The following is a 25,543-nucleotide window of genomic DNA, read 5'->3' as shown; positions in this document are numbered from 1 at the left end:
AAACCTTATAGAGGCGCTTGGAGCAGCCGTTCCAGATGATGGTAGTCGATGCCGAAGAACGATTTGGTCGCGGCGATCTTCTCCGCAACCGCCTTACCGTCCGCCGACTTGTTCTGCTTCTCCGCGACGATCAGCACATTCTTGGGCGTATGCGCGTCCGAGATGAATTCGAACACCTTGGTCTTGTAGCCATGCTGTTCCAGCAATAGCGCGCGCAGTCCATCGGTCACCATTTCCGCCTGCCGCTCCATGAACGTGCCATGGCGGAGCAAGAAATCCAGCATGCTGGCAGTTTGGGGAGCAGATTCCATCTGGCGGCGGATCTGTTTGTGGCAGCACGGCGCCACGGTGATCAGCGACGCCCCCGAACTTATCCCCTTGAAGATCGCGTCGTCAGTGGCCGTGTCGCAGGCGTGCAATGCGATGACCGCATCGGCGCCGCTCGCATCATAATCGATGATCGAACCCTGCTCGAACCGCAGCCCGTCAAACCCCGACTGCCGAGCGATCTCGTTGCACAGTTCGACCAGTTCTGCCCGATACTCGACACCCACCATCTCAACCGGCCGCTTGGCCACATTGACCAGGTAGTCATAGAGCGCAAAGGTCAGGTAACCCTTGCCCGCGCCCATATCGACGATTCTGGGATTTTCGCCCGGAATAGCCTGAATCAACGGCGCAAAGATTTCGACCATCTTGTTGATTTGTCGAAACTTATCCTGGCTACCGCTGAGCACGTTGCCATCGGCACCAGTGATCTTGAGCGCATGCAGATACGGCTTCTTGCCCGCGTCGATCATCCGGTTCTTGGCGCGATCATGATCGCCCGACGGCGCCTCGCGCCCCGCCACTTCGGTGCGCTTCAGCCGAACCTTATCCCCATTGCGCTCGAAGCTGATATCGAACCCCGTCGTGGCCAGTTGCGCACTGCGGAATTCGCTGGTCAGCGCTGTCCGCAAGGCGCCGATCGCCTCCGGCTGGATCAGGTTCTTGATGATGTCGCGCGTCTTGTAGTGAAAGGTGAAGCTGAACTTATCCCCGCCCTTGACCACGATCTTCTTGACGTCGATCGACTTCAGATCGGCCTCGCCGCCATGATAGCCAGCCAGCTTCAACTTCACTAACGCATTGTTACCAAAGGAATTTTTGACCTCCCCGAGGAATTCCTCGATGCGCTCGGCCGAACTCAATGCCGTTCTTTCGTGGTCATGAACCGCAATTTCGGGAAATCCTGCTTCGCCCGATCCGCCCACCAGGCGTTCTGCGCCAGAAAAACCGGCGCGCCCGTACGGTCCTCGGCTATGTTCGTTTTCTGCACAGCGATGAACTTCTTCAGCTCCTCCGGATCGTCGCTTTCGATCCAGCGCGCCACCTCGAAATTGAGGCTCTCGAAGGTGATCGGCACGCCATATTCCTTGGCGATGCGGGCACCCAGCACTTCGAGCTGCAGCGGCCCGACGACGCCCACGATCCAGTCCGAACCGAGGATTCGCCGGAACACCTGCGCCACGCCCTCTTCTGCAAGGTCGCTCAAGGCCTTAGCCATCTGCTTGGTCTTCATGTGATCGGTCAGCCGCACGCGCCGGATGATTTCCGGTGCGAAGTTCGGGATGCCAGTCACATTGATATTGGCCCCCTCGGTCAACGTATCGCCAACGCTCAGCGTGCCGTGGTTCGGAATGCCGACGATATCGCCCGCCACCGCCTGCTCCGCCAGTTCGCGGTCGTGACCAAAAAAGAACATCGGGTTCGACACCGCCATGTCTTTGCCAGAGCGCACATTCTTGAGCCGCATCCCGCGGATGAACGTGCCCGAACACAGCCGCACGAACGCGATCCGGTCCCGGTGGTTGGCGTCCATGTTCGCCTGCACCTTGAACACGAACCCGCTGACCTTGCTGTCATCCGGTTGAATTGGTTGAGGAATTGCCGGCTGCGGCCGCGGCTCCGGCCCCCACTCACCCAGCGTCCGCAACAGCTCGGCCACCCCAATACCCTTGAGCGCCGATCCAAACAAAACCGGGCTCAAGTGCCCAGCATGAAAGGTTTTCAGATCAAACGCCGGCAACATCGCTGTCGCCATTTCCAGCGTCTCGATCGCCGTCATGAACACCGCATTGTCGACTAAGCTCTCGTTGTCGAGCAGGTCCTCGATGGCGTCATACTCGGCGATGGGCTTGCCCTGCGGGCTGACCACGCGCTTTTCCTGCAGGTCCAAATATCCGCCGAAATCAACGCCTTGCCCGATCGGCCACAGCACCGGCGTCAGGTCCAGCGCCAGCTTGCCCTGGATTTCATCGATCAACTCGAGGGGGCTCAGCCCCTCGCGATCCACCTTGTTGATGAAGGTGATGATGGGAATGTCGCGCAGACGGCAAACCTCAAACAGCTTAAGTGTCTGGGATTCAATGCCCTTGGCCGCGTCGATCACCATGATGGCGGCATCGACCGCTGTCAGCGTGCGATAGGTGTCCTCGGAAAAGTCCGAGTGTCCGGGCGTATCGAGCAGGTTCATGGTGAGCCCGTCGAACTCAAACGTCATCACCGAGGAGGTGATGGAAATGCCGCGCTGCTGCTCGATTTCCATCCAGTCCGAACGAGTTGACCGCGCTCCGGCCTTGCCACGCACCGCGCCGGCCTGCTGGATCGCGCCGGCAGCCGACAGCAGCCGCTCCGTCAGCGTGGTCTTGCCGGCGTCCGGATGCGAGATGATGGCGAAGGTCCGGCGCGTGCGGAACGCTTCGACGATGGGCCGGGCTTTGACCTCGGCGGCGGTTGACATGGTCATCGGTACTGCTGAACTGTTGCGGCCGCAGCATTGGCGGCAAGTTGCGCGCTATATAGGCGCTGGCGCGGACAGGGTCAAATTGCAGGAGCAGATCATTGAGCGAAACGCATCGCGCCACGGCGATCATCCCGAGCAGCAACCTCAATGCCAGTCAGGCCTTCTACGAGCTTCTCGGATTTACGTTGGCCAGTGACTACGGAGACTATCGAATCCTGACCGATGGGCGAGGCTGGGATCTTCACCTGCGGCACCAGGCTAACTGGCCGCCCACACCTGAAGATAATCCGTTCGGTCTCTATCTATATGTGGACGATGTCGACGCCGTCGCGGCCCGGGTGCGCGATCGCATCATCGAGAAAGGCGCGCCACATCTCAAGCCTTGGGGAACCTACGAGTTCGCGGTCAGTGATCCCAGCGGGACGCTGGTCCGGGTCGGCCGCGCGGTGAGGAGCTAGATCGGCTCTTTGCTCAGCATTTCCGCAACGAACGCGCTGACTTCTTCCACCGCTACGCCAATGTCATCAATCTGCTCGGGGCTGAGCGGCCGACCGGCTTTGAGTTCGGTCTCGGCGGCACGGGCCAGGTCGGCGATGGACCAGGCCCCAACGCCGCTGGCGGCGCCTTTGAGCGAGTGCAGGTTCAACGCCAGATCATCGAAGGTGCTCGATTGCTGCAAGCGGGCGAAATAGGTTTTTGCGGTGGTGTCGAACAGCCGCAGGATTTCATGCTCAAGACCGGCGTCGCCCAGGCATTGGCGTGCCAGATGAACCAGGTCGATCGGGCGCGCGGGCCGTCGGGAAACTTCGGAGCCCGGATTTTCGGCAGGGACTGCGTTCTGGGCCATCCAGCATCACCTCGTTCGCGCGGCCAGCTTCCGGCTGTGGAAAATTCCGCATGCCACAACCCTAGAAGAGGCGGGTGAACAGGTCATTAAGCCACACGTTCGCCGTTGTTAGCCCGTTTGGTGCGCCGAGTTTCCCACTCAAAAAATTAACCTTTGGGTAAGAAAGCATTCGGTTTGGTTCAAATTGAATGTATTACTGGCAATTAACCAGCGCGCGGCGGCGGAGGGTTGGGGAGACGGTTGGATGCCTTTGCATCAAATTGTCTCCAAATGGCGAGCGGTCCGACAAGGGCTGCGGGGTCATTACAACTCATCATAGCTGCACAGTCGCTGCCGAGCCGACGCGAGAGTTGTAAAGAGTATGGCGAATAACCCCACCCCAGCAAACGATCCCGCCGCCTTGGCATTCTCAGCGGTTGAGGATGCCCTCAAGGAATCGGTTTTCGGTCTGGATGCTCCGGCGCCCAAGGAAACTGCTTCCGAACGACGCCTGAGCGATTCGTCATCGACCTCTTCGCCGTCGCCCGGCCGTTCGGAGCGCTTGCGCGCTGCCGACAAGATCGCCAGCCAGGCCGGCAATATCGCCAATGACGACCGCTTCCCGACGTCCAAAATTCTCTATGGCCTGCAGAACAAGTCGTCCAACGCACCGACCGTGATTGCGCTGCTGCTGTCGATCATCTGGCTGGTGGCCACCGGGGCCGCGGCCTATATCCGCTATGGCACGCAGCTCAACAATTTCGGCAGCTTTGTTGGCACCCTTGATTTCATCGGCATGATCGCCGTTCTGGTGCTGCCGGTCCTGGGCTTTTTCGCCGTCGCCACCCTGTTCCGCCGTGCCGCCGACCTGCGCAACGCCGCCTCATCCATCACCCAGGCGGCGATCCGGCTGGCCGAGCCCGAAGTCACCGCCGCCGACAAGGTCGCCTCGGTGGGCCAGGCCGTTCGCCGCGAGGTGAATGCGCTGGGCGACGGGCTGGAACGCGCTCTGTCGCGCGCCGGCGAGCTCGAAGTGATGATCCACAACGAGGTCACCGCGCTCGAACGCACTTATTCCGACAATGAATCGCGCATGCGCGCCCTGATCTCCGAACTGGCCAGCCAGCGCGAAAGCGTTTTGACCAATACCGAGCGGGTCCGCGAAGCCATCACCGAGAGCCATACCGGGCTTGTGTTCGACCTCGACATGATCAGCCAGCGCATTGCTGGCACCATCGTGGAAAGCGGCGGCAACCTGACTAAGGCGCTGGAAACCGCCGGCAACACGCTGACCAATGCCTTCGGCGATCGCACCGAAGGCTTCGTCACGCTGGTGGATAACCGCACCGGTGAATTCCTGTCGGCCATCGACGATAGCGCCGGCCGCCTGGCGCTGACCTTCGAAGACCATTCCTCCACCATGTCGCGTGACTTTGAAACGCGCACCATCGAATTGTCCTCGACCATCGACAACCGCATGACGGCGCTCACCGATGCGCTCGATAGCCGGTCCACTACCCTCTCGGGCGCCATCGAAGAGCGCACCAATGCGCTATCGAGCGTGCTGACCGAAGGCGGCTCGACGCTGCTCGAACAGCTCCGCGACCGCGGCGAGCAGGTGAGCACCGCTCTCGATTTGGTCGGCTCGCGCATTGCCGAAAACATCGGCCTGCGCTCGAGCGAAGCCGAGTCGATGCTGACCTCGCTGACCCGCCAGCTCGATGAAAGCGTCTCCATCCAACTCAATTCACTCGATAGCCGCCTGCAATCGGCGCTGATCGAAATCAACGGCGCGCTGGACGATACGTCCGAGCGCGCCCGCATCACCCTCAGCTCGGCCGGTGCCGACTCGCTGGGCCAGTTCGATGCCCGGCTGACTGAAATCGCTGGCATTCTCGATTCGCGCCTGCAGACGCTGGATGGTGTCATCGGCGATAAGGGCGACAATCTGATCGAGCGTCTCGACGCGCAGGGCTCAAGCTTTGCCGCCCGCGCCAATGTGCTGGAAATGGCGCTGGACGAACAATCGGGTCGCTTCAACGACCTCATCACCCAGCACACGGCGGGCATTGCCGCAACGATGGAAAGCGGCAGCCGGACCGTCAACAACGCATTGGACAGCCGCACCAAGGCTCTCGACGACGCCCTGGAAAGCCGCACTCAGATTCTCAGCGAAACCCTGGAAGGCCGCACGGCAGCGCTCAGCGAAACCCTCGAGGGTCGCACGGCTACCCTCGGCGAGACGCTGGTAGGCCGTACCGCTACTCTCAGCGAAGCGTTGGAAAGCCGCACCAGGCAGCTCAACGACGCACTGGAAGGCCGCACCAAGGCCATCCATGACACGCTCGAAGGCCATTCGCGCGAAATCACCGACTCGCTGCTCGGCCATTCCGACCTCATCACCGAGGCCATGGACGGCCGTACGCAACGGCTCGATGAGCTGCTGACCACGCGCGCCGGCGAAATCAATTCCGCGCTCGACACCCGCACGCAGCAACTGAACGAGACCCTGTCTGGCCGCAGCCAGGAGATGAGCGAAGCCATCCGGCTGCGCTCGCAAGAGCTGGGCGAAACCCTCGCGACTAGCACGTCGGTCTTCGACCAGGCCATTTCCGGCCGCACGCAGCGCCTGTCCGACACCCTCGCCGAGCGCACCACGGACCTCTCGACCCAGATTGACGAGCGCGCCGGCCTGCTGACCAGCCAATTGGATGAACGCGGCGCAGCCCTGACCAGCGCGCTGGACGGCGGCACCCAAAAGCTGGCCAGCGCGGTGGGCACCCGCACCCAGCAGCTTGCAGACGCCCTCGGCGCCCGCACCCAGCAGCTTTCCGATACCCTCGCGACCCACACCACCTCGATCGGCGAGACCATCGGCCTGCGCACCAGCGAGCTGGCAGACACGCTCATTCACCAGAGCGAGGACGCCCGCGCCAAGATCGACGGCTCGATGCGCACCGCCACCGACACCATGACCGACCGCGTCTCGTCCATGTCGGACATGATCGCCCTCAAGGTTGCCGAAGTGAACGACAATCTCGGCCAGGGCATCGACACCGCGGTCAAGCGCATCTCCGATGCCGAAGCCGGCGTCACCGCCCGTATCGATCACGCTAGCCAGACCGTCAGCGAGAGTGCCCGCAAGGCCGCTGACCTGATCGAATCCAACGTCAATTCGGCCCGCAAGACCATTACCGATCTGGTCGATCAGCGTCTGGGCACCCTGCCCGAGGCCATCACCGCCCGTGCCGATATCACCGCTGAGCGCCTCTCGGCCCTCAATGCCTCGATCAATACCTCGATCACCCAGTCGATGGCCGATCTCGAAGCCGGCGCCGATCGGATCGAGGAAACCATCTCCACCCGGATCACGCTGGCGACCGAGGCCATCTCCAACGACGTCACCAGCACTGCCAACCGCATGGACCTGGCCGTCCGCTCGGCGCTCGACCAGATTCGCGTCGCTGCGACCGATATTGACCAGCTCGTCTCGGTCCGTGCCGTCGGCGCCGTCGATACCATTAGCCAGCGCCTGGCCGATGTGAACCGCTCCGTCGATCAGCAGACCAATGCCTTCGCGGCGCTGGTCAGCGAAAAGTCGGAGCAGTTGCAGAATGCCTTGCACGGCCATGGCAACCTGCTGCGCGACGCCTTGGGCGAGAATGCCCGCGAAGCCGAAGCCATCATGTCGGTCTCGACCTCGCGCATCCTCACCGACGTCACCGCCGCTCTGGGCAAGCTGAACGACAGCAACCTGCTGCTGCAGCGCGTGCTCGATGCCTCGACCGCGAACCTGGCAAACCTGGAATCCACCGTCGCCCAGCAGACCTCGACCTATTCGTCGACCGTCCGCGAGGCCATCGGCCAGACCGAACAGGCTGGCGCCATGGTCAGCCAGCATGTCGGCGCCCTGCAGGCCACCATCCGCTCGATGGTCGGCGAATTCTCCAGCGTCCTGGGCAAGCTCGATGCCGAAGCCGTCAACATGCAGCAAGCCTCGGACTCGCTGGCCAATACCAGCGGCGTGGCTCTGGAAACCCTCGAAGACCGGCGCGGCGCGATGGATGCACTGGCCTCCAGCTTCGCTTCGCGCGCCGACGATATCGATGGCCGCATGCGCCTGTTTGCGCAATCGATCGCCGATACGGTCAATGATACCGAACGCCGCCTGATCGGCGCGCGCCGCGCCATGGACGATGCCTTGCAGGCCACGACCCATACGGTGACCAACGCGCTCACCACCACGACGGCGGCCGTCAATGAGGCGCTGACCACCACCTCGGTCAACATCACCGACGTGCTGACCTCGACCACCTCGAGCGTCAACGACGCGATGTACTCGACCAGCGAGCGCTTCACCACGACACTGAATGCCAATTCGGCCCAGGTCGATGGCGCCCTGCTCCGTGCCAGCGATGCCGCGGCCGCCGCGCTCAGCCAGACCACCAACGTGGTCAAGAACGCGCTGTCCGACAATGCCGGCCAGGTCAGCTCGGTGCTCTCCGACAATGCCTCGCGGGTCAACGCGGCGCTCAGCAGCAATGCCGCCCGCGTCGACGAGGCCCTCAACCAGACCAGTGCGCGCATCGACGACACGCTCACCCACACTAGCGAGCGGGTCAGCGAAGTGCTGGCCATCACCGCCGGCAACGTCAACGACGTACTCAACTCGACCACCGGCACGCTGGCCGATGCGATCAGCGAAAGCTCGGCCAACGTGCGCAATACCGTGGCCTCCCATACCGGCCAGTTGCGCCAGGCGCTGGACCAGACCACTGGTACGTTCCGCCAGGCCATGGACCAGACCACCGAGGAAGTGGCGGCCCGTCTCGGCGATTTCCGCGACACTGCCGACACCCAGGGCCAGCGTGCCAATGCTGCCCTGCGCCAGGCCCAGCAGACCATGATCGCCGAAATGCAGAAGGCGATCGAGGAAGCCACCGTGCGCTTCAACGATACCGCCAAGGCCATGCGCGACACCGCCAAGGAAGTGGGCAGCGAACTCGAAGCCACCCGTTCCGAGCTACAGCGCGGCGTCAGTGAACTGCCCGAGGAAACCCGTGCCAGCGCCGCCGCCATGCGCCGCGTGGTGGCCGAGCAGATCGAGGCTCTGAGCGAGCTCAACGCCATCGTGCGGGCCCAGCCGGCCACGCGCGACCTCAACGACCGCCGCCCGCCGGCTCCGAGCCGCCCGGAACCCCGCGCCGAGGCCCCCTATCAGGCTCCGCGCCAGCCCGAGACCTATCGTCCCGAGCCACAGCGGCAGGAGCCCGTCCGTCCGGAACCTGCCCGTCAGGAACCCGTGCGCCAGGAGCCCGCACGTCAGGAAGCGGCCATCCAGGACGTGCTGCGCCCGACCCCGCAGCGCCAGGAACCGGCTCGCCCGGACACCTATCGTCCCGAGCCCCAGCGCCCGACCCCGCCACAGCCCGAGGCCCAGCCCGTGGCCGCGGAAGCCGCACCGGCAGCGCCGTCGGCCAATGACGGCGGCTGGCTGCGCGACGTGCTGCGCAATGCCACCGCCAAACAGGCCAGCGCCCAGCCGCAGCAGCAGCAGGGCCTCTCCGGCCTGACCGACGAGATTGCCCGCTCGATCGACGACGCAGCCCTTGCCGATGCCTGGACCCGCTACCAGGCCGGTGAATCCAACGTGTTCTCGCGCCGCATCTATTCGCTGACCGGCCAGGGCACCTATGACGAAGTGCGCAAGAAGTTCCAGCGCGACGCCGACTTCGCCCGCACCGCCAACGCCTACATGGCCGAGTTCGAACAGTTGCTGAAACGCGCCGCCGCCGGCCCTCGCGCCGCCGCCGAAACCCGCGAATACCTGCTCTCCGATCGCGGCAAAGTCTACACCACCCTGGCCCATGCCAGCGGTCGCCTGACCTAAGCTTTCTGAGGCAACGTCGCCAAAACGGCTCCGGGAAACTGGGGCCGTTTTGGTTTGTGGGCGTGGTCGAGGCGCGACATAGCGTGCTTAAGCCAATGGAATAAGCCAAAGGCGCAATCGACACCCTCCCCTTAGGGGCAGGGCTATCGCATATGCCGAGGTCGATGGCCGCGATGCTTCAGTCGGAACCTCCCCCTTCAAGGGGGAGGATCAAGGTGGGGGTCTTTCCTGCCGAATTTGGGCTTTCCAACCCCCACCCAGTCTCCCCCTGGGACGGGGAGGAGCCGTTCAGTGGCACTGGCACGTTGGTGCTGTTATCATGTGCAATAGCTCTCCCCGCAAGGGGAGGGTATCGACTGAGGGACAGCGGCTCAGAAAACGACGACGCCTCGCGAGAGACGACACCTTGCGAGAACAGTGCGTCTTGTGCGGGAGACCCTCGGCCAACGGTGACAACGGCGAAGCGGCCATCTAGGCTGCCGTTCAGGTAAAGTCGGAGTCGTCATGCGATCCTATCTGCGTCAGCGCGTAGCCGGCGAAGCAGCCCACGTCGATTTTGCCGAGCTATTCTTCGATCTGGTCTTCGTATTTGCGGTCACTCAGGTGTCCCACACACTACTGGCGCATTTGAGCTGGCAGGGTGCGATCCAGGCGGCGATCGTGCTGTTCGCCATGTGGTGGGTGTGGATCTATACCGCCTGGGCCACCAATTGGCTCGATCCGACCCGGCCGCTGGTCCGGCTGATGCTGTTCGTGCTGATGCTTGCGGGGCTGGTGTTTTCCACCTCCATCCCCGAGGCATTTGGCGAGCGCGGCCTGCCATTTGCGCTGGCCTATGTGTTCATGCAGGTCGGCCGCTGCCTGTTCACCGCCTGGGCGATGCGGCGCCAGGCGCCCGATAATGCGGTCAACTTCCTGCGCATCAGCTCATGGCAGGCGTTTGGCGGCGTGTTCTGGATCATCGGCGCCTTCCTGCCGACCGAACAGCGCATGGTGGTCTGGACCATCGCCGTTGTCGTCGAATATGCCTCCCCGGCGCTGGCGTTCTGGACGCCGTGGCTAGGCAAGACGGCGCTCAACGCGCTTGATGTCGAGGGCGGCCACATGGCCGAGCGCGCAGGGCTGTTCATCATCATCGCGCTGGGCGAATCGATCCTGGTCACCGGTGCGACCTTCGGCGAGGCGCATTTCGATGCGCTGACACTGGCCGCGTTCATTACCGCCTTCGTCGGTTCGGTGGCGATGTGGTGGATCTATTTCAACAATAGCGCCGAGCACCACAACGTGCCCGACCCCATGGATGCCGAGGCGGTCAGACGTAGCAGCGACTTGGCGCGCAATGGCTATACCTATTTCCACACCATCATCGTGGCCGGCATTATCGTATCGGCCGTCGGCGATGAACTCGTGCTGGCCCATCCCAGCGGGCATCATGCCGACCTTGGCACGGTGCTGACCATCGTGGGAGGCCCCCTGCTCTATCTGTGCGGCACCAGCCTGTTCCAGGGCACGTTGCGCCGGCGATGGCCGGTGTCCACCGGCGTGGCGATCGTGGTGCTGATCGGATTGTGCCTGATCGGCGGCAATGTCGAGCCGCTAACGCTGGCCGCGATGACGGCGCTGGTGCTGGTCGGTCTTGGCGCGCGGGATACGATCCTGCGCGAACGCCGGGCAAACGCAAAGGCCTAGCTGCCGCTCAGCGCGTCCTTCTTGGGCGCCACCATGGCCTTGGACAACCAGATGCACAGCGCGCCTACGGCAGCGAAAGCCGCCGCGACGAAATAGCCGTGCGGCCCCAGCGCGCCCACGATCCAGCCGAAACCGACCAGAGCGATGACCGACATGGCCTGCTGCGCCACCACGAAATAGCTCTGGGTTTCGGCGGCGATGTCCTCATGGGTCCAGTTAGCGATGAAGTGCACGCCACCCAGATAGCCCAGCGCAAAGGTAACCCCGTGCAGCATCTGCAACGGAATCAGCAGCCAGACCGGCGGCGAAAACGCCATCGCCACCCAGCGCAGTACCGTAACTACGGCCGAAATCAGCAACACCGTCCGCGCCGAAACGCGCCCGCCGAAGAACCGCCAGGCAAACATCATTGCGGCCTCGGAAAACGCTCCCAGCGCGATCAATGGGCCGATGATGTCTTCGGAAATACCCTGCTGCTTCCACAGCAAGGCGGCGAAGGCATTGAGGATCCAGTGGGTGCCGTAAATGATCGAAAACCCGGCCAGCGGTAGCAGGAACCACGGCTTGAGCACTTCGCGCAATTTGCCCGCAACGGGCCGAACGGCTGCAACGGTGGCCTCGTTTACCGGAGCGCGGAATTTGGGCAGGAACAGCGCCACGACGGCACGCAGCAGTACAAGGCCGATGAACAGCGGCACGAAAATATCGGAGCCGAACCAAACCACCAGGAACCCCGTCCCGGCATTGAGCAGCATATAGCCCACGGTGCCCCAGGCGCGAATCGTGCCGAAATCGGTGCCGTTGCGGCGCGTCATGCGCATGGTGGCGGCATCCATCACCGGGCCGATGGCTCCGGGCGGCAGCGAGGCCAGCGTCCAGACCAGCAGGATACCCCAGAATTCGTTGACCCACAGCAGCCCGATCGGAATGATGCCGGCGATCAGCGCGCCGATGACGATCACCTGCCGCCAGTCGCTGGCCCGGTCGGCGATGCGGCCCACCACCAGGTTGAGCGCTATGATCAGAAAAATCGGCAACGCATTGATGATGCCGGTCTGTTCGGGATTGATGCCCTTCTGCGCCAGCCATATCGGCAGGAACACCACCGACGCACCACCGGCCATGAAATAGGTGAAGTAAAAGGCGGTCGTGCGCAGTTCGGGGGAAACGCGGGGAGCCGCCTCGGTCAAAGCCATGCTGAAGAATAACTCGGTTGCATGCGGCCCGCGCTGGAGCGGCGGCAAGTCAGAGAACGGTCAGTATCGGAGCAGCCATATCGATTTCAAAGGGCCAGTCAATGCGCATCCTTGGCGGGGCGCAGGCGCAGCGACACCAGCACGCAGGCAACCGCCAGGGCGCCGGCAATCGAGGATGCCAGGAACGCATGGGTGCCAAAATGGGTGATGAGCAGACCAAATCCCATCAGCGCGATGACGGAGACACCCTGCTGCAGCACATTGGCAAATCCCTGCGCCTCCGCGGCGATTTCCTCGCGCGTCCAGTTGGCGATGAAATGCACGACGCCGAAATAGCCCACGCCGAAGGTGAGTGCGTGAAGCGTTTGGATGACGAACAGCACTGCCACGGGTGGGCTGAACGCCATGATGGCATAGCGCACGATTGCCGCAATGGCCGCCAACAGGATCATGTTGCGGGCGCTGAACCGGCCACCAATGCGCCGCCAGACAAACATCATCACGGCTTCCGCGGCGGCCGAAATGGCCAGCAACGGGCCGATATAGTAACCGGGCACGCCATCGACGTGCCAGAGCAGGGCCGAAAACGTCCCGATGATGGCGTGGCTGGAATTGACCAGCGCAAACGCCAGTAGCGGCAGCACAAACCAGGGCTTGAGCACTTCGCGCAGTCGGCTGGCGCCGGGACGCGCGTTGACGGCGGCCAGGGTCGCGGCCTGCGGCGGAGCCCGGAAGCGCGGCAATTGCAACGCCGCCAGCGCGCGGAACAGCGCCATCGCGAAGAACAGCGGCACGAAGGCATGCGGGCCGAAAACGGTGGCGACCACGCCCGTGCCGGCGGCGCCGACCACGTAGCCCACCGTGCCCCAGGCGCGAACAGCACCGAAATCGGTGCCGTTGCGCTGGGTCAACCGCACTGTCGCCGCATCGATGACCGGCGGAATAGCCCCGGCCGACATGGTGCAGAAGGCCCAGACCAAAAGGATGCCCCAGAACTCGTTGACGAAGAACAGGCCGATGGGAAAGGCCGCGCCCAGCAACGACAGGATGAGGATGACCGTCCGCCAGTCGCCGGCCTTGTCGGCCAGGCGCCCGATGAACAGGTTGAGAAGCAGCAGGCCAAACACCGGCACGGCGCTGATGACGCCGATCTGGTCGGGATGAATGCCCTTCAGCGTCAGCCAGATGCCCAGATAAACCGAGGCGACGGCGCCGGTGCCGAAGACCGTGAAGTGAAAGACCGACGCGCGGAATTCGGGGCTCGCCCAGCGCGCCAATGCAGCCGACATAAAAATGAACTCCGGGCGAAATAACCGCCCGGTTGGTTTCCTGACGCCAACCGTCCCGCCGCGCAAGGGCGGATCGGCCACAGGGGCGACGATTTCAGCCGGCAGTGGCCAATTGTGAAATCATCTGCCCCACCGGCACCAGAGCGGCGAGGAACTGACCGGCACTGGCCGAATAGGTGAAGCTCTCGCCCAGCCTGCGCGCCGCCGTCCGCGACAGGGTCAGCGCCCGGCTGACGGCCGCGCCGAGATCGGTATCGAGCGCCCCAGCCTCAAGATCGGTGACGATATCCTTGGGGCCCGTAACCGGATAGGCGGCGACCGGCACGCCCGAGGCCAGCGCTTCGATCAGCACATTGCCAAAGGTGTCGGTACGGCTGGGAAACACGAACACATCGGCGCTGCGATAAAGCGCCGCCAATTCCTCGCCGAACTGATAGCCGAGGAACACCGCATCGGGATAATCGCGCTCCAGCCCGGCACGATCCGGTCCGTCACCAACCACAATCTTGGTGCCCCCCACCTTCAACCGCAAAAAATCCTCGACCGATTTTTCGGCCGCGACACGACCGACATAGAGCAGGTGCGGCCCCGGCAGATCGAGGAAACGAGATTTTGGACCCGGCGAGAAACGCGCCGAATCGACCCCGCGCGACCACAGCACCAGATTGCCCAGCCCCCGCTCGGACAGTTCGGCCAGCAGCGACGGCGTGGGCACCATTGTGCTCGTAGCCGGCTGGTGGAACCAGCGGAAGTAACCGTAGCTCCAATCCGGATGCACCGGCATACGGGCGGCCAGATACTCGGGAAACCGGGTATGGAAGCTGGTGGTGAAGGCCAGGCCCCGATCGAGGCAATACTGCCTCGCCTGCAGCCCCAGCGGGCCTTCGGTGGCGATATGGATATGATGCGGCGCGACGCCATCGATAAAGGCGGCGACACTACTCTGCGTCGCCAGCGACAGCCTTATTTCGGGATAAGTCGGCACCGGCAGGGTCCAGAACCGCTCCGGCGTCAGATATCGCACCTCGATATCGCGCCGCTCAAGTTCTCGCCCCAGCGATTCGAGCGTGCGAACCACCCCATTGGTTTGGGGGCGCCACGCATCGGTGACGATCAGGACGCGGCGCGCCGCAGCCTGAATTTGCGCGGCTCGCCAGCCGCCATCTCGGTCCATTTGACCAGTTCGAACTGGCCATCCGGGGTTTCCACGATCGCTGTGCACGATTCCACCCAGTCACCCGTATTGATGTAGTGGATACCTAACCTGTCGTGCATGTCGGCAAAATGAATGTGCCCGCAAATAACGCCATCGACGCCCGAAACCTTGGCTTCGTGCACCAAAGCCTCCTCGAAGCGGCCGATAATACTGACCGCGTTCTTGACCTTCTGCTTGGCCCAGGCCGACAGCGACCAATATTGCAGCCCCAGCCGCCGCCGCGTCCAGTTGATGGCAATATTGACGCGCAGGGCGAAATTATAGGCCCAGTCCCCCACATGGGCGAGCCACTTGGCGTTCATCACCACCACGTCGAACTGGTCGCCATGGATCACCAGATACGTCTTGCCGAGCGCCGTGGTGTGGATGGTACGGTCGACGATCTCGACCTCGCCGAAATAGGTGCCGAGATATTCGCGCAGGAATTCATCATGATTGCCAGGCAGATAGACCACCCGCGTGCCGGCCAGCGCCTTATCGAGCAGCAGTTGTACCAGCACATTGTATTCGCTGGGCCAGTGCCAGGACTTGGCCAGCCGCCAGCCATCCAGAATGTCGCCGACCAGGTAAATGGTATCGGCATCGTGGGCGCGCAGAAACGCGATCAACTGCCCGACGCGGATCGGGCGCATGCCCAGATGCACATCTGAAATGAATATCGCGCGCACGTGGCGCGTTTCCCGGCCTTCGATCGTCAAGCGCGCTGTCTCCTGCTGCCCCCCGCGACCAGCGCGGACGGCTATCTTATCCGCCACGCGCGCAAGAAGGAACAGGCAGCGTGAAAGACCCGGAACGCGGGTGATTCATAAAGCGCGGATCGCATGGTCAGGACCGAATCGGCATCAATGCAGTCGCGATTTCAGCGCTACGATGCGGTTGTAGCTTTCCTCGATGCGAGCCGCGAAGGCGGGGTCCTTGCCGGCCTCGTCGACGAGGATGGCGAGGATTTCCTTACCCAGGCCGGCGTGATAGGCGGCCGTATTGGAGAACAGCAGCACATCGGTGCCGGCGCGGACGGCGCGGGTGACTGTGTCGTGCAAGTCGAACAGCTTGCGGATGGCGCCCATTTCCAGATCGTCGCTGATGACCACGCCCTTGAAGCCTAGCTCGTCGCGCAGCACCCCGGTGATCCATTGCGGCGACAGCGAAGCCGGCAGCTTCTGGTCACTGCCGGAATAGCCTGCATGGTAGAGATGGCCAACCATGATCATGTCCTCATAGCCATCGGCGATCAGCCCGCGATAGGGATCAAGCTCGGCCTTGCTCCAGGTGCCGGTGATGTCCACGAACCCCGCATGGCTATCGGCCGTGGACGAGCCGTGGCCGGGAAAATGCTTGAGCGACGTCAGCAGCCCCGCCTTGTGATGGGCATTGATGAAGGCCTGGTCGTATTGCGTCACCACCGCAGGATCGGGGCTGAACGAGCGCCCGAACTTGGCGATGACCTGATTGTTCGGATTGACGTTGACGTCGGCGACCGGCCCGAAATTGACGGTGAAGCCGAGCGCCGCGATATCCTGCGCCATGCTGGAATAGATCGCTTCGGCCTTCTGCGGTGAATAGCCGGAGGCGACGGTCGCGGCACTGGGAATTTCGAGGAAACCGACATCGCGCGTCAACCGTTCGACTGCGCCACCTTCCTGATCGAGGGTGATGAACGGCGGCAGTTCGGGCGAAGCGGCCTTGAACGCGCTGTTCATCGCCTTGACGGCGTCGAGACTTTTCACATTGGTCTTGAGATACATGACGCCGCCCAGGCGACCGGCGGCGATCTCATCGCGCAGCGCCTTGACCGAAGCATCATCGACATCGTCGCCCTGAAAGCCGACGACGATCATCTGCCCGGCCATCTGCTCGAGCGTTGCCGCATTGGCGGAAACGAGGGGCGCGGCCAAGAGAGCCAGCGCCAGCAGCAGCCTGGTCGAAAGTGTGCGCAAGAGGATGATCCCGGTAACGATTCGCTGCTGGCACGATGATGGGCAAAACCAGCCGAAACAATGGCGTGAGCAAAGTGGTACGGCTCAGATTATTTGCCCAGTTCCCCCCAAATAGGGGATGCTGGCCTTAGCAAAACAGTGAAATGTCGATCCTGGCGGTTAGGGGCCTGTGCCGTTCTTCAACCTTTCAGCACGGGGCTGCCGCCGATTTGTCGGACGGGAATCTTGGGGTTCCCGTCCGATTTTTTTGGGTCTACCGATTCTGCCGGTTCTCGATCAGATCCGTCACCACCGCTGGGTCGGCCAGCGTCGACGTATCCCCCAACGAGCCAAAATCGTTCTCGGCGACCTTGCGCAAAATCCGACGCATGATCTTGCCACTGCGGGTCTTGGGCAGGCCGGGCGCGAACTGGATCAGGTCCGGCGAGGCAATCGGGCCGATTTCCTTGCGCACCCAGTTGCGCAGTTCGGTCTTGAGCGCGTCGGTCCCAACCTCGCCGCCCATCAGGGTGACATAGCAATAAATCCCCTGCCCCTTGATGTCGTGCGGATAGCCAACGACGGCCGCCTCGCTCACCTTGGGATGCGCCACCAGCGCGCTTTCCACTTCGGCGGTGCCCAGGCGATGGCCGGACACGTTGAGCACGTCATCGACGCGGCCGGTGATCCAGTAATAGCCGTCCTCGTCGCGGCGGCAGCCGTCACCGGTGAAATAATAGCCCTTATAGGTCTCGAAATAGGTCGAGACGAACCGTGCATGATCGCCCCAAATGGTGCGCGCCTGCCCCGGCCAGCTATCTTTGATCGCCAGCACACCCTCGGCCTTGGTGGCTTCTTGCAGCTTGCCCTCGGGCGACAACACGACCGGTTGCACGCCAAAGAACGGAAAACTTGCCGACCCAGGCTTGGTGGCGATAGCGCCCGGCAGCGAGGTAATCATGTGGCCACCTGTCTCGGTCTGCCACCAGGTATCGACCACCGCGCAACGGCCGCGGCCGACATGGGTGTGATACCACATCCAGGCTTCAGGATTGATCGGCTCGCCAACCGAGCCGATGACACGCAAACTGGACAGGTCCGCCGCGTCGAGGAACTGCGTGCCGATGCCCATCAGCGAACGGATCGCCGTGGGCGCGGTGTAATAGATATTGACCTTGTATTTATCGACGATCGCCCATGAGCGGCCGGCATCCGGATAGGTCGGAATGCCCTCGAACATCAGGCTGGTGGCACCGTTGGCGAACGGGCCATAGACAATATAGGTGTGCCCGGTGACCCAACCGACGTCGGCCGTGCACCAGTAGATGTCGCCATCGTGGTAGTCGAAGGTCAACTCGTGGGTCATCGCCGCATAGACGATGTAGCCGCCCGTTGTGTGCAGCACGCCCTTGGGCTTGCCGGTCGAGCCCGATGTATAAAGGATGAACAGCGGGTCTTCGGCATTCATCGGCTCGGGCGCGCATTCGGCCGCTACGCCCTTGGCGGCGTCCTCGTACCAGAGATCGCGGCCGGCCTGCATGGCCACGGCAGCACCGGTATTCTTGACCACCAGCACCGTCTTGACGCCAGGCGCCTTCGCCAGCGCCGCATCCACATTGGCCTTGAGCGGAATGGTCTTGCCACCCCGCCGGCCCTCATCGGCGGTGATGACGATGGTGCTGGCGCAATCTTGGATGCGGCCGGCGACAGCATCGGGCGAGAAGCCGCCGAAAATCACCGAATGCACCGCGCCAATCCGCGCGCAGGCCAGCATCGCATAAGCGGCAGCCGGAATCATCGGCATGTAGATGGTGACGCGGTCGCCCTTCTTGACGCCCTGCGCCTTGAGCACATTGGCGAAGCGGCAGACCTCGGCGTAAAGCTGGTTATAGGTGACCTTGGCGTCTCTGCCGGGGGTGTCGCCCTCCCAGATCAGCGCCACCTGGTCGCCGCGCGTCGCCAAATGCCGGTCGATGCAATTGACCGAGATGTTGAGAATACCGTCCTCGAACCATTTGATCGAGACATCCGGATAGGCAAAGGTCGCGTTCTTGATCTTGGTCGGAGCCTTGATCCAGTCGATACGCTTGGCCTGGTCAGCCCAGAAGCCGTCGGGGTCGCTGACCGAGCGGGCATACATTTCCGCATATTGTTCCGGATTGACCAGCGCGTGATCGATGGTGGCCGCGCTGGGCGGAAATATGTGTTGTTCGGTCATGGATTTGGCTCCCTTCGGCTCTCCCGCCCCTGTTCTAGTGACCGGCCCCGCGCCGGGCAAGCAGGTTTCCCAACGCGCGCCACTACAACCCATTAACTGCGGCAGCGGCGCGCGCTTCGGGCTGTGCTCTCAATTTGCTACAATGTTGGACAGATGAGGTGATGCCATGGCCGAAATGCAGATCCGACCGGCGACCAACGCCGATATCGACATGATCCATGCCGAACTGATGGACGTGATCGCCAGCTCGCCGCACTACAACGACATCTTCAAGGCCCATGAAATGGGCCGGCTGACCAAGCCCTTCCTGCGCGCGCTGGTCGCCCACGACCCCTGGCACATCATGATCATGATGAGCGACGGCAAGCCCGGCGGCGCCATGGTGTCGGGCCCCGAATATGGCGCGATCTTCCGCTACTGGAGCTGGGTCTTCCCCAAATTCCGCGACACCAAGCTTGGCATGTTCGGCATGCGCGCCTTCGACGAGCACTGGGACAACAACCGCTTCCACAAGGCCTATACCTTCGTGCGCCCCGAAAACGAAGTCGCCCTGCTGCTGCTGCGCCGCTACGGCTACAAAGCGCTCTTCACGATGGAAAAGCACCTGTTCGGACAGGACTATGTGTTCGTGGAAAAGCCATACACCAAGGCCAGCGAAGGCTATGACCACGGCGTGAATTTGGGGCGGCTGGGGCGGCTGAAGCAAAGGTTGGGGAGCTTGGTGGGGGCATAGGCCCCCTCACCCTGACCTTCCGCCTGAACGCGTCAGGTCTGTCGCTCTCCCACAAGGGGCGAGGGGTGATGACTGAAGACTCGCCGCTCTATCCCCTTCTCCCCTTGTGGGAGAAGGTGCCCGAAGGGCGGATGAGGGGGCTATGCCGAAGCCACCTCGGGCACCCGCCGAAACCGCTGCATGATCGACACGTCCAGCTTCGCCGTCCGCAACGCCGTCCACCACAGCGCCACCGACCACAGCGTAATCGCCAGCGTCGCCGCCATGGCCGCGCCCATCAGGCCCATCGTCGGCACCAGCAGCCAGTTCAGCGCCACCAGCGCGACAATCCCCAGCCCAACCGCCGGCAGGCTTGCGTAAGGTCGGTCGTGCATCGACAGCACAACGGAAGCCGGCCCCATCACCGAGCGCACCACCAGCGCCAGGCACAGGATCGCCAGCGGCATGGCACCGGCGGTAAAGCTGGGCCCGAACAGCATCAGTGCAAACGGACCAACCACCGCCATGCCGGCAAACAGCAGCAGCGACAGCCCGCTGGCGACGAGGTTCGCATCCCCGATCTTGCGATTGAACGCCGCGCGGTCGGCATTGACCTCGCTCTCGAAAATGTCCGGCAGCGTCACCGAATAGACAGCAGCGACTCCGAACGACACCAGCGAGAAAATCCGCGTGCAAACGCCGAAAATCGCCAACTCTTCCTTAGGCAGGCTATGCGACAGCAGCAGCAGGTCGATATCGAAGAAAAAATCCGTAGCCAGCGAAATCAGCACCCATGGCAACGCGAACCGCCACCAGCGCCGCACATCCTCGGTGCGTACCGCCGCCGTATCCGGGACGGTCTTCAGCGTCGCCACCACAAAGCCGAAATGACCAAGCGCCACCGCCACATAGGCAATGGCGATAATCCACAGCATGCGATCGAACGCTTCGGCCGGCACCGCGAACGACAGCGCAACGAGGAACGCCGCCAACACCACCATGGGGCGGAAAATTGCATCGGCGAAATAGCCGGCGAGCGGCCGCTTGAGCCCGATCAGCACCGAGCCGTTGACATGGACCAAGCCCGTACTCAGCGCCAACACTACCAGCGGCGCAAAATGCTGGCCCAGCGCGGAATCGGTCTGCCCGAGCAGGCTCAGCAACGGATACCCCGCCACCAGCAACAGCGCGAACGTGCCCAGCACGTGGCCATAGGCGCGCGTCATGAACTGTGTGAGCTGCCGCTTTTCTCCGCGCGCACGGTAGTCGGCAGCGAAATAAGCACCCACCGTGTGAAAGCCCAGCGGCATCACCACGGCGATCAGATTGACCGTGGCGGTGACCAGCAGATATTCACCCAATAGCTCCGCGCCCCAAAACCGCGCAATCAGCGCCTGGGTTAGAAACACCAGCCCGGAGCCGCCGAGGCGGGCCCCAAAGATCATGGTGGATTGCGAGGCCAGCCGCCGCTGCAGGCTCATGGCACGCCCGTATCCGAACTGATCGGCGCCTGATCCGGCCGCGCCTTGGCCTGCAACAGACTTTTGAGCTTGTTGCGGCTGCGATGCAGCACGTCGCGGCCCCAAAATGCTGCCGTGCCGAACAGGAACGGCAGTGGCCGCGATGCATAATTGGCCACCGGTGGCACCGGCGTGATAATGCCCGCCTCCCCCACCATGCCCTTTTTGAACTGATGCAGGCCGTGAAAACCATCCGTGCCGCCGAGGTCGTACCACTTGGCCGTGCTATTATCGCGCAGCCAACGGATGACATTCCAATGGATGAAATAGCCGGCGCGCAGCGGCAGCGCTTTGTCATTGGTGGCGCCGTAGAGATAAACCGCGCGGTCCCCCGCCTTGAAGATTAGCGCCCCGGCGACAACTTCGCCCTCGTGCCGCACAAAGAACAGTTCCGGGCGCAGCGCCTCGACCTCGAGCGCCATCAGTTCATGCACGGTTTCATACGCCGAATGATCGGTGAACTTCTTGCGATCGGTCATCGCCGTATAGAGCGCATCGAACTCGCCGATCTGCTCCGCGCCGGCGCGCTCGAAGGTCAGGCCCGCCCGTTCCGATTTGTTAAGGTGGTAGCGCCATTTCTGGCCAAAACTCTTGCGCTGTTCGGCATCGCTCAACCGCAGGTTGACGATATAGCGGCTGGGGAAACCCAGCTCGGACCCACGCTGAAAGCCCCGCGTGATCAGGCTGGCATATTCAGGATTGCCCGGCGCCAGCGAGGCGCGCGGCAGCACCGACAGCATCAGCCCGCGGCGCACCGCATATTCGCCGATCAGCGCCTCGATCATGCCCGCCCGGATATCGGCCGCATCGGTACTGGCGGCGTCCTTGAGCATTGGGCCCCATTTGGAAACCGCGATTTTGGCAATCCCCAGCGGCAGCCGCTGGACCATCATCAACGAGCCGCCCACCACCTCGCCATTGGCGAGAAAGATCACCGGCTCCTGCTCGACGGCGGGCCAGCGTGCGGTGGCAAAGACGTGCAACTGTTCCTGGCAGACCTCGTCGAATTCGCCGATCGTGCGGTCCCATTCCGGGCCGCTGACAAGGCGCATTTCGAGCCGGAGCGCGGCCACGGCACTGGCCTTGCGCGCGGGCAGAACTGCGGCGTCTGGGGCCAGGCGGTTGGCAATGGCGGACATCGTGCAGGTTTCCGGCTGAACAATCGCCGCAAACCTAGTCCCGCAAGATGAGCAAATCCCTATCCCACCCCGACAAATGCCGCAAAACTCGGCCTTTGGTTACCAAACACTAATGTGCGACGGCCGCAGCTGCACCCACGGCGTGGGGCGTGTAGAGCAAGGGAATTTCCGGGATGGTGATGAACGCACCCAGGCCCTCGAGCGACATGCGGACCGCCACGAGCAGGATGATCGCCAGACCGACCCAGGCAATCCAGCGATGCTTGTGCAGCAGGCCTGCGATGAACGTAGCGGCAGCGCCCATCATCACCACCGAAAGGGCCAGCCCGATGATGAGGGCTTCGAAGTGGTGCGCCGCCGCGCCGGCCACGGCCAGCACGTTGTCGAGCGACATCGAGACGTCGGCGATGATGATCTGGATGACGGCCTGGCGCAGTGTCTTGCGGCGCTTGCCGCCAACGGTGCCGTCGGCGTTGCTATCGACGTTCTCAAGCGCTTCCTGAGCATTATGCTCATCGCCATGGGAGGTCGTGAGTTCGCGGTACATCTTCCAGCAGACGTAGAGCAGCAATACGCCGCCAGCGATCAGCAGCCCACCGCCCAGCGCGAGCAATTGCGTGGTTATCAGGGCAAAGAAGATACGCAGCACGGTCGCCGCCAGGATGCCGATCAGGATGGCTTTCCTGCGCACGTCGCTGGCAAGCCCGGCGGCCGCCAGCCCGATAACAACAGCATTATCGCCGGCCAGCACCAAGTCGATCAGAACCACCTGCAGGAGCGAGCTGAGGAAGCTGGGGTCGAGAAACGGCATAGGTGACCTCGGGACGAAAATCTGTTGCTGGCGCTATAGCGGTCACGGTGCGCCAGGGAAAGACCGAACCGGAGGGCATGCACCAAAAGTCGCAGACTTTACGGTAAATTGGCGTAGCGAGGCTGGTTTGTAAGGGGGACGCGCGCCTTTGCGGAAAATGCAAACGGCCCCGACCGGCCAAGGTCGGGGCCGCGTCCGTCAAACCAGTGCGATATCAGTCCTCGCCGCCGCTATCGTCACCGCTGTCACCGCTATCTTCGCCCGCGTCGTCGCCGCCGGAGTCATCGGCGCTGTCATCGACTTCGCTCGCATCATCGACGCCATCATTGTTGTCGTCTGTATCGACGGCATCGTCGATGCCGTCATTGTCGTCGTCGGTGTCGACCGCGTCATCCACGCCGTCACCATCCTGGTCGCTGGCGGCATCCTCGGTCGAGGTTTCTTCCGAGGCGGTTTCCTCTGAGGTCACCTCGCTGGAGAATTCCTCTGAGCTGGTGGTCTCCTCGATCGTGGTCTCGGAACTTTCGTAGCTGGCCGTGATTTCCTCGGAATATTCCGAGTAGAACTCCGCATAGCTAAAGCTGGTCGCCACCGACCAGGATTGCCAGCTCGCGACCGAAGCGATGTCGAACACTTCGCTATAGAGTTCCAGCGTGATCAGGGCCGCGGCCGTGGCGATGATGCCGGCACGATAGTAGCTGAATGAGAAATCATAGCTGCCCTTCTGAATCCAGTAATAGACCACCTCGTCCAGATCGATCGGGTTGACGATTTTGTGCCCACGAACCTGCGAGATCACGTCGCCGGGCAGAATGCCCTGCTGGTCGGCAACGCCGCCGGGCTGCACCGACAGCACCAGCACGCCCTGATCCTTGGCGTCGAGCGCGAAGGTGGTGCGCACCACGGCGTCGATCGGGATCAGGACCGCGTCGAGCGCCCGCGACACATAGGGATTGGGCAATTGAACATCGCCAGCCAAGGCGAACGACTGCGTCGAATAGGCGATCGGCGCGACAGCCAGATGGGCGGCGGCGGCGATGAGAACGAGGGACCGGGCGGCTTTGCGCATTTTTGTTCCACATGGGAATTTAAGACGCGCATTCTTAGCTGGTATTTGCGTAAAACAATACGCATTCGGCGGCAGTGACGATCACATTTCACATGCCGCCCACAACGCTCGTGCGTTGCCGAAATCACATCGATATCAAGGGGATACTTTGGTGGGCGAGCACGGATTCGAACCGTGGACCCGACGATTAAGAGTCGTCTGCTCTACCAGCTGAGCTACTCGCCCATTGCTTGGGCTTCCAAAGTGGACGCTCTCTAGCAAAGGGATTCTCCCCTGTCTACAGCCCAGCGCCACTTTCCTGCGGACGAGGCTTGGTTAGGATGATAATGGGGCGCTTCTGCCCAGCAGCGTCAGGCTTTTCCACATGCATCTGCCCGATTTTTTAATTCTCGCCGGCAATTGGCTGCTCGATAACGGCGTGAGTCTGCTGGCGGCCATTGCCGTTCTGGTCGCGGGCTGGAATGTCGCGCGCATCGCGGCGCGGGCCATCAAGCGCTTTTTGCCCCGTGCCTATGGCGTCGACCAGAATTTCGCGCCGCTCCTGTCGCAGGCCGCACGCTATGCCATCATCATCTTTGCGGTGGTGACGGCACTGAACCTGTTAGGCGTCGCCAACAATTCCATCCTGACCGTGCTGGGCGCCGCGGGCCTGGCGGTGGCGCTCGCCCTGCAGGGCACGCTGGCCAATATTGCTGCGGGTATCATGCTGATCTGGCTGCGGCCCATCGCCATCGGCGAATTCATCCAGGGCGATGGCGTGGCCGGCGTGGTGGTGGAAATCGGCCTCTTCGGCACGCGGCTGCGCTCGAGCAGCGGGCTCTATATCTTCACCCCCAACCAGAAGCTATGGGCCTCGGCGATCACTAATCACAGCCGCGAGCCGCGCCGCCGCATCGACGTCAATGTCAGCGTGCCCGACACCATCGACATCCCCAAATCGCGCAAGATCCTGCTGCGCATTGCCACCATGGACAAGCGCGTGCTGGTGGATCCGGTGCCGACCGTGCATGTCGAAAGCTTCAGCGGCGCCGCCGTCAACATGCAGATGCGCGCCTGGGTGCTGACCCCCGATTATCTGCCCACACTTTACGCCCTCACCGAAGAGGCCAAGCTGGCGCTGAACCGTGAATTGAGCGGCAGCGCCGAGGATAAATCAAACATCACCGTCGCCCCCAATCCGGCAAACCCGAGCCCCGAAAGCCAGCCCGCGCCAGCTCGCGATTGAGGCAACCTTTGCGCCGCCGCTGCATTCGCCTCGGGTGAATTC

18 protein-coding genes and 1 tRNA gene are annotated in these 25,543 nt (G+C 62.8%); 5 read left to right on the top strand and 14 right to left on the bottom strand.

All coding sequences use genetic code 11. The features are described 5' to 3' along the window. Positions 1–5 precede the first annotated feature (5 nt). Both ABIB57_RS12920 and ABIB57_RS12915 read right to left on the bottom strand, forming a co-directional pair. Positions 6–1,190, bottom strand: coding sequence for a class I SAM-dependent methyltransferase (locus ABIB57_RS12920; RefSeq protein WP_354041313.1), 1,185 nt, complete (start codon positions 1,188–1,190; stop codon positions 6–8). Then, positions 1,187–2,788 (bottom strand): peptide chain release factor 3, encoded by a 1,602-nt coding sequence (locus ABIB57_RS12915; protein WP_354041312.1) that lies wholly within the window; start codon positions 2,786–2,788, stop codon positions 1,187–1,189. The genes ABIB57_RS12920 and ABIB57_RS12915 overlap by 4 nt, the downstream gene beginning before the upstream one ends. A 95-nt stretch (positions 2,789–2,883) precedes the next feature. Between ABIB57_RS12915 and ABIB57_RS12910 the strand changes: the two genes are divergently transcribed. Continuing rightward, positions 2,884–3,243, top strand: coding sequence for a VOC family protein (locus ABIB57_RS12910; protein WP_354041310.1), 360 nt, complete (start codon positions 2,884–2,886; stop codon positions 3,241–3,243). Here ABIB57_RS12910 and ABIB57_RS12905 read toward each other — a convergent pair. Further along, positions 3,240–3,632, bottom strand: coding sequence for an Hpt domain-containing protein (locus ABIB57_RS12905; protein WP_354041309.1), 393 nt, complete (start codon positions 3,630–3,632; stop codon positions 3,240–3,242). The genes ABIB57_RS12910 and ABIB57_RS12905 overlap by 4 nt on opposite strands. A 361-nt stretch (positions 3,633–3,993) precedes the next feature. Here ABIB57_RS12905 and ABIB57_RS12900 point away from each other — a divergent pair, with 361 nt between their 5' ends. Together ABIB57_RS12900 and ABIB57_RS12895 are read left to right on the top strand one after the other, a co-directional pair. After that, complete coding sequence (locus tag ABIB57_RS12900; RefSeq protein ID WP_354041307.1) at positions 3,994–9,501, top strand: apolipoprotein A-IV repeat region-like domain-containing protein; 5,508 nt, start codon at positions 3,994–3,996, stop codon at positions 9,499–9,501. Between the two features lie 504 nt (positions 9,502–10,005). After that, positions 10,006–11,190 carry a low temperature requirement protein A gene (locus tag ABIB57_RS12895; RefSeq protein WP_354041305.1) on the top strand — a complete coding sequence of 395 codons (1,185 nt, stop codon included), beginning with the start codon at positions 10,006–10,008 and terminating at the stop codon, positions 11,188–11,190. On the opposite strand, the gene ABIB57_RS12890 is transcribed toward ABIB57_RS12895, so the two are convergent. From ABIB57_RS12890 to acs, 6 genes are all read right to left on the bottom strand, one after another. Next, positions 11,187–12,386, bottom strand: a complete 1,200-nt coding sequence (locus tag ABIB57_RS12890; protein WP_354041303.1) for an MFS transporter — start codon at positions 12,384–12,386, stop codon at positions 11,187–11,189. The two genes, ABIB57_RS12895 and ABIB57_RS12890, sit on opposite strands and share 4 nt — an antisense overlap. 98 nt (positions 12,387–12,484) lie before the next feature. Continuing rightward, complete coding sequence (locus ABIB57_RS12885) at positions 12,485–13,675, bottom strand: MFS transporter (protein WP_354041301.1); 1,191 nt, start codon at positions 13,673–13,675, stop codon at positions 12,485–12,487. Between the two features lie 94 nt (positions 13,676–13,769). Continuing rightward, positions 13,770–14,849 (bottom strand): glycosyltransferase family 4 protein, encoded by a 1,080-nt coding sequence (locus ABIB57_RS12880; RefSeq protein ID WP_354041299.1) that lies wholly within the window; start codon positions 14,847–14,849, stop codon positions 13,770–13,772. Next, entirely contained in the window at positions 14,789–15,583 is a 795-nt protein-coding gene (locus tag ABIB57_RS12875; RefSeq protein WP_502914391.1) for a UDP-2,3-diacylglucosamine diphosphatase, read from the bottom strand. The genes ABIB57_RS12880 and ABIB57_RS12875 overlap by 61 nt, the downstream gene beginning before the upstream one ends. A 150-nt stretch (positions 15,584–15,733) precedes the next feature. Then, a complete protein-coding gene (locus ABIB57_RS12870; protein WP_354041295.1) occupies positions 15,734–16,828 on the bottom strand; it encodes a glycoside hydrolase family 3 protein in 1,095 nt (364 codons plus the stop codon). A gap of 253 nt (positions 16,829–17,081) precedes the next feature. Beyond that, positions 17,082–19,025, bottom strand: a complete 1,944-nt coding sequence (gene acs / locus ABIB57_RS12865; RefSeq protein ID WP_354041294.1) for an acetate--CoA ligase — start codon at positions 19,023–19,025, stop codon at positions 17,082–17,084. A 166-nt stretch (positions 19,026–19,191) separates the two neighbouring features. Here acs and ABIB57_RS12860 point away from each other — a divergent pair, with 166 nt between their 5' ends. Then, entirely contained in the window at positions 19,192–19,758 is a 567-nt protein-coding gene (locus tag ABIB57_RS12860) for a GNAT family N-acetyltransferase (protein ID WP_354041292.1), read from the top strand. A gap of 140 nt (positions 19,759–19,898) precedes the next feature. Here ABIB57_RS12860 and ABIB57_RS12855 read toward each other — a convergent pair whose 3' ends face one another. The 5 genes from ABIB57_RS12855 to ABIB57_RS12835 form a co-directional block, all read right to left on the bottom strand. Beyond that, positions 19,899–21,218 (bottom strand): lipopolysaccharide biosynthesis protein, encoded by a 1,320-nt coding sequence (locus tag ABIB57_RS12855; RefSeq protein WP_354041290.1) that lies wholly within the window; start codon positions 21,216–21,218, stop codon positions 19,899–19,901. Further along, complete coding sequence (locus tag ABIB57_RS12850; protein WP_354041289.1) at positions 21,215–22,396, bottom strand: lipid II:glycine glycyltransferase FemX; 1,182 nt, start codon at positions 22,394–22,396, stop codon at positions 21,215–21,217. Before ABIB57_RS12850 ends, ABIB57_RS12855 begins: the two co-directional genes overlap by 4 nt. A 109-nt stretch (positions 22,397–22,505) precedes the next feature. After that, positions 22,506–23,207, bottom strand: coding sequence for a YjbE family putative metal transport protein (locus ABIB57_RS12845; protein ID WP_354041288.1), 702 nt, complete (start codon positions 23,205–23,207; stop codon positions 22,506–22,508). Between the two features lie 214 nt (positions 23,208–23,421). Then, positions 23,422–24,276: a PDZ domain-containing protein gene (locus ABIB57_RS12840; RefSeq protein WP_354041286.1), complete on the bottom strand. Its 855-nt coding sequence runs from the start codon at positions 24,274–24,276 to the stop codon at positions 23,422–23,424. A 149-nt stretch (positions 24,277–24,425) separates the two neighbouring features. Next, positions 24,426–24,501 (bottom strand) — tRNA-Lys (locus ABIB57_RS12835). A 139-nt stretch (positions 24,502–24,640) separates the two neighbouring features. Here ABIB57_RS12835 and ABIB57_RS12830 point away from each other — a divergent pair. Beyond that, positions 24,641–25,501 (top strand): mechanosensitive ion channel family protein, encoded by an 861-nt coding sequence (locus ABIB57_RS12830; protein ID WP_354041285.1) that lies wholly within the window; start codon positions 24,641–24,643, stop codon positions 25,499–25,501. Positions 25,502–25,543: the final 42 nt, after the last annotated feature.

It is taken from the genome of Devosia sp. UYZn731 (assembly GCF_040546795.1).
Taxonomy (GTDB): domain Bacteria; phylum Pseudomonadota; class Alphaproteobacteria; order Rhizobiales; family Devosiaceae; genus Devosia.
This window is presented reverse-complemented; position numbering and strand designations above follow the sequence as displayed.

Coding starts and splice junctions, on each gene's coding strand:
- ABIB57_RS12905 (WP_354041309.1), bottom strand. CDS start 3,632: ATGGCCCAGAACGCAGTCCCTGCCGAAAATCCGGGCTCCGAAGTTTCC.
- ABIB57_RS12895 (WP_354041305.1), top strand. CDS start 10,006: ATGCGATCCTATCTGCGTCAGCGCGTAGCCGGCGAAGCAGCCCACGTC.
- ABIB57_RS12830 (WP_354041285.1), top strand. CDS start 24,641: ATGCATCTGCCCGATTTTTTAATTCTCGCCGGCAATTGGCTGCTCGAT.
- acs (WP_354041294.1), bottom strand. CDS start 19,025: ATGACCGAACAACACATATTTCCGCCCAGCGCGGCCACCATCGATCAC.
- ABIB57_RS12900 (WP_354041307.1), top strand. CDS start 3,994: ATGGCGAATAACCCCACCCCAGCAAACGATCCCGCCGCCTTGGCATTC.
- ABIB57_RS12850 (WP_354041289.1), bottom strand. CDS start 22,396: ATGTCCGCCATTGCCAACCGCCTGGCCCCAGACGCCGCAGTTCTGCCC.
- ABIB57_RS12840 (WP_354041286.1), bottom strand. CDS start 24,276: ATGCGCAAAGCCGCCCGGTCCCTCGTTCTCATCGCCGCCGCCGCCCAT.
- ABIB57_RS12845 (WP_354041288.1), bottom strand. CDS start 23,207: ATGCCGTTTCTCGACCCCAGCTTCCTCAGCTCGCTCCTGCAGGTGGTT.
- ABIB57_RS12885 (WP_354041301.1), bottom strand. CDS start 13,675: ATGTCGGCTGCATTGGCGCGCTGGGCGAGCCCCGAATTCCGCGCGTCG.
- ABIB57_RS12915 (WP_354041312.1), bottom strand. CDS start 2,788: ATGACCATGTCAACCGCCGCCGAGGTCAAAGCCCGGCCCATCGTCGAA.
- ABIB57_RS12860 (WP_354041292.1), top strand. CDS start 19,192: ATGGCCGAAATGCAGATCCGACCGGCGACCAACGCCGATATCGACATG.
- ABIB57_RS12880 (WP_354041299.1), bottom strand. CDS start 14,849: ATGGACCGAGATGGCGGCTGGCGAGCCGCGCAAATTCAGGCTGCGGCG.
- ABIB57_RS12855 (WP_354041290.1), bottom strand. CDS start 21,218: ATGAGCCTGCAGCGGCGGCTGGCCTCGCAATCCACCATGATCTTTGGG.
- ABIB57_RS12890 (WP_354041303.1), bottom strand. CDS start 12,386: ATGGCTTTGACCGAGGCGGCTCCCCGCGTTTCCCCCGAACTGCGCACG.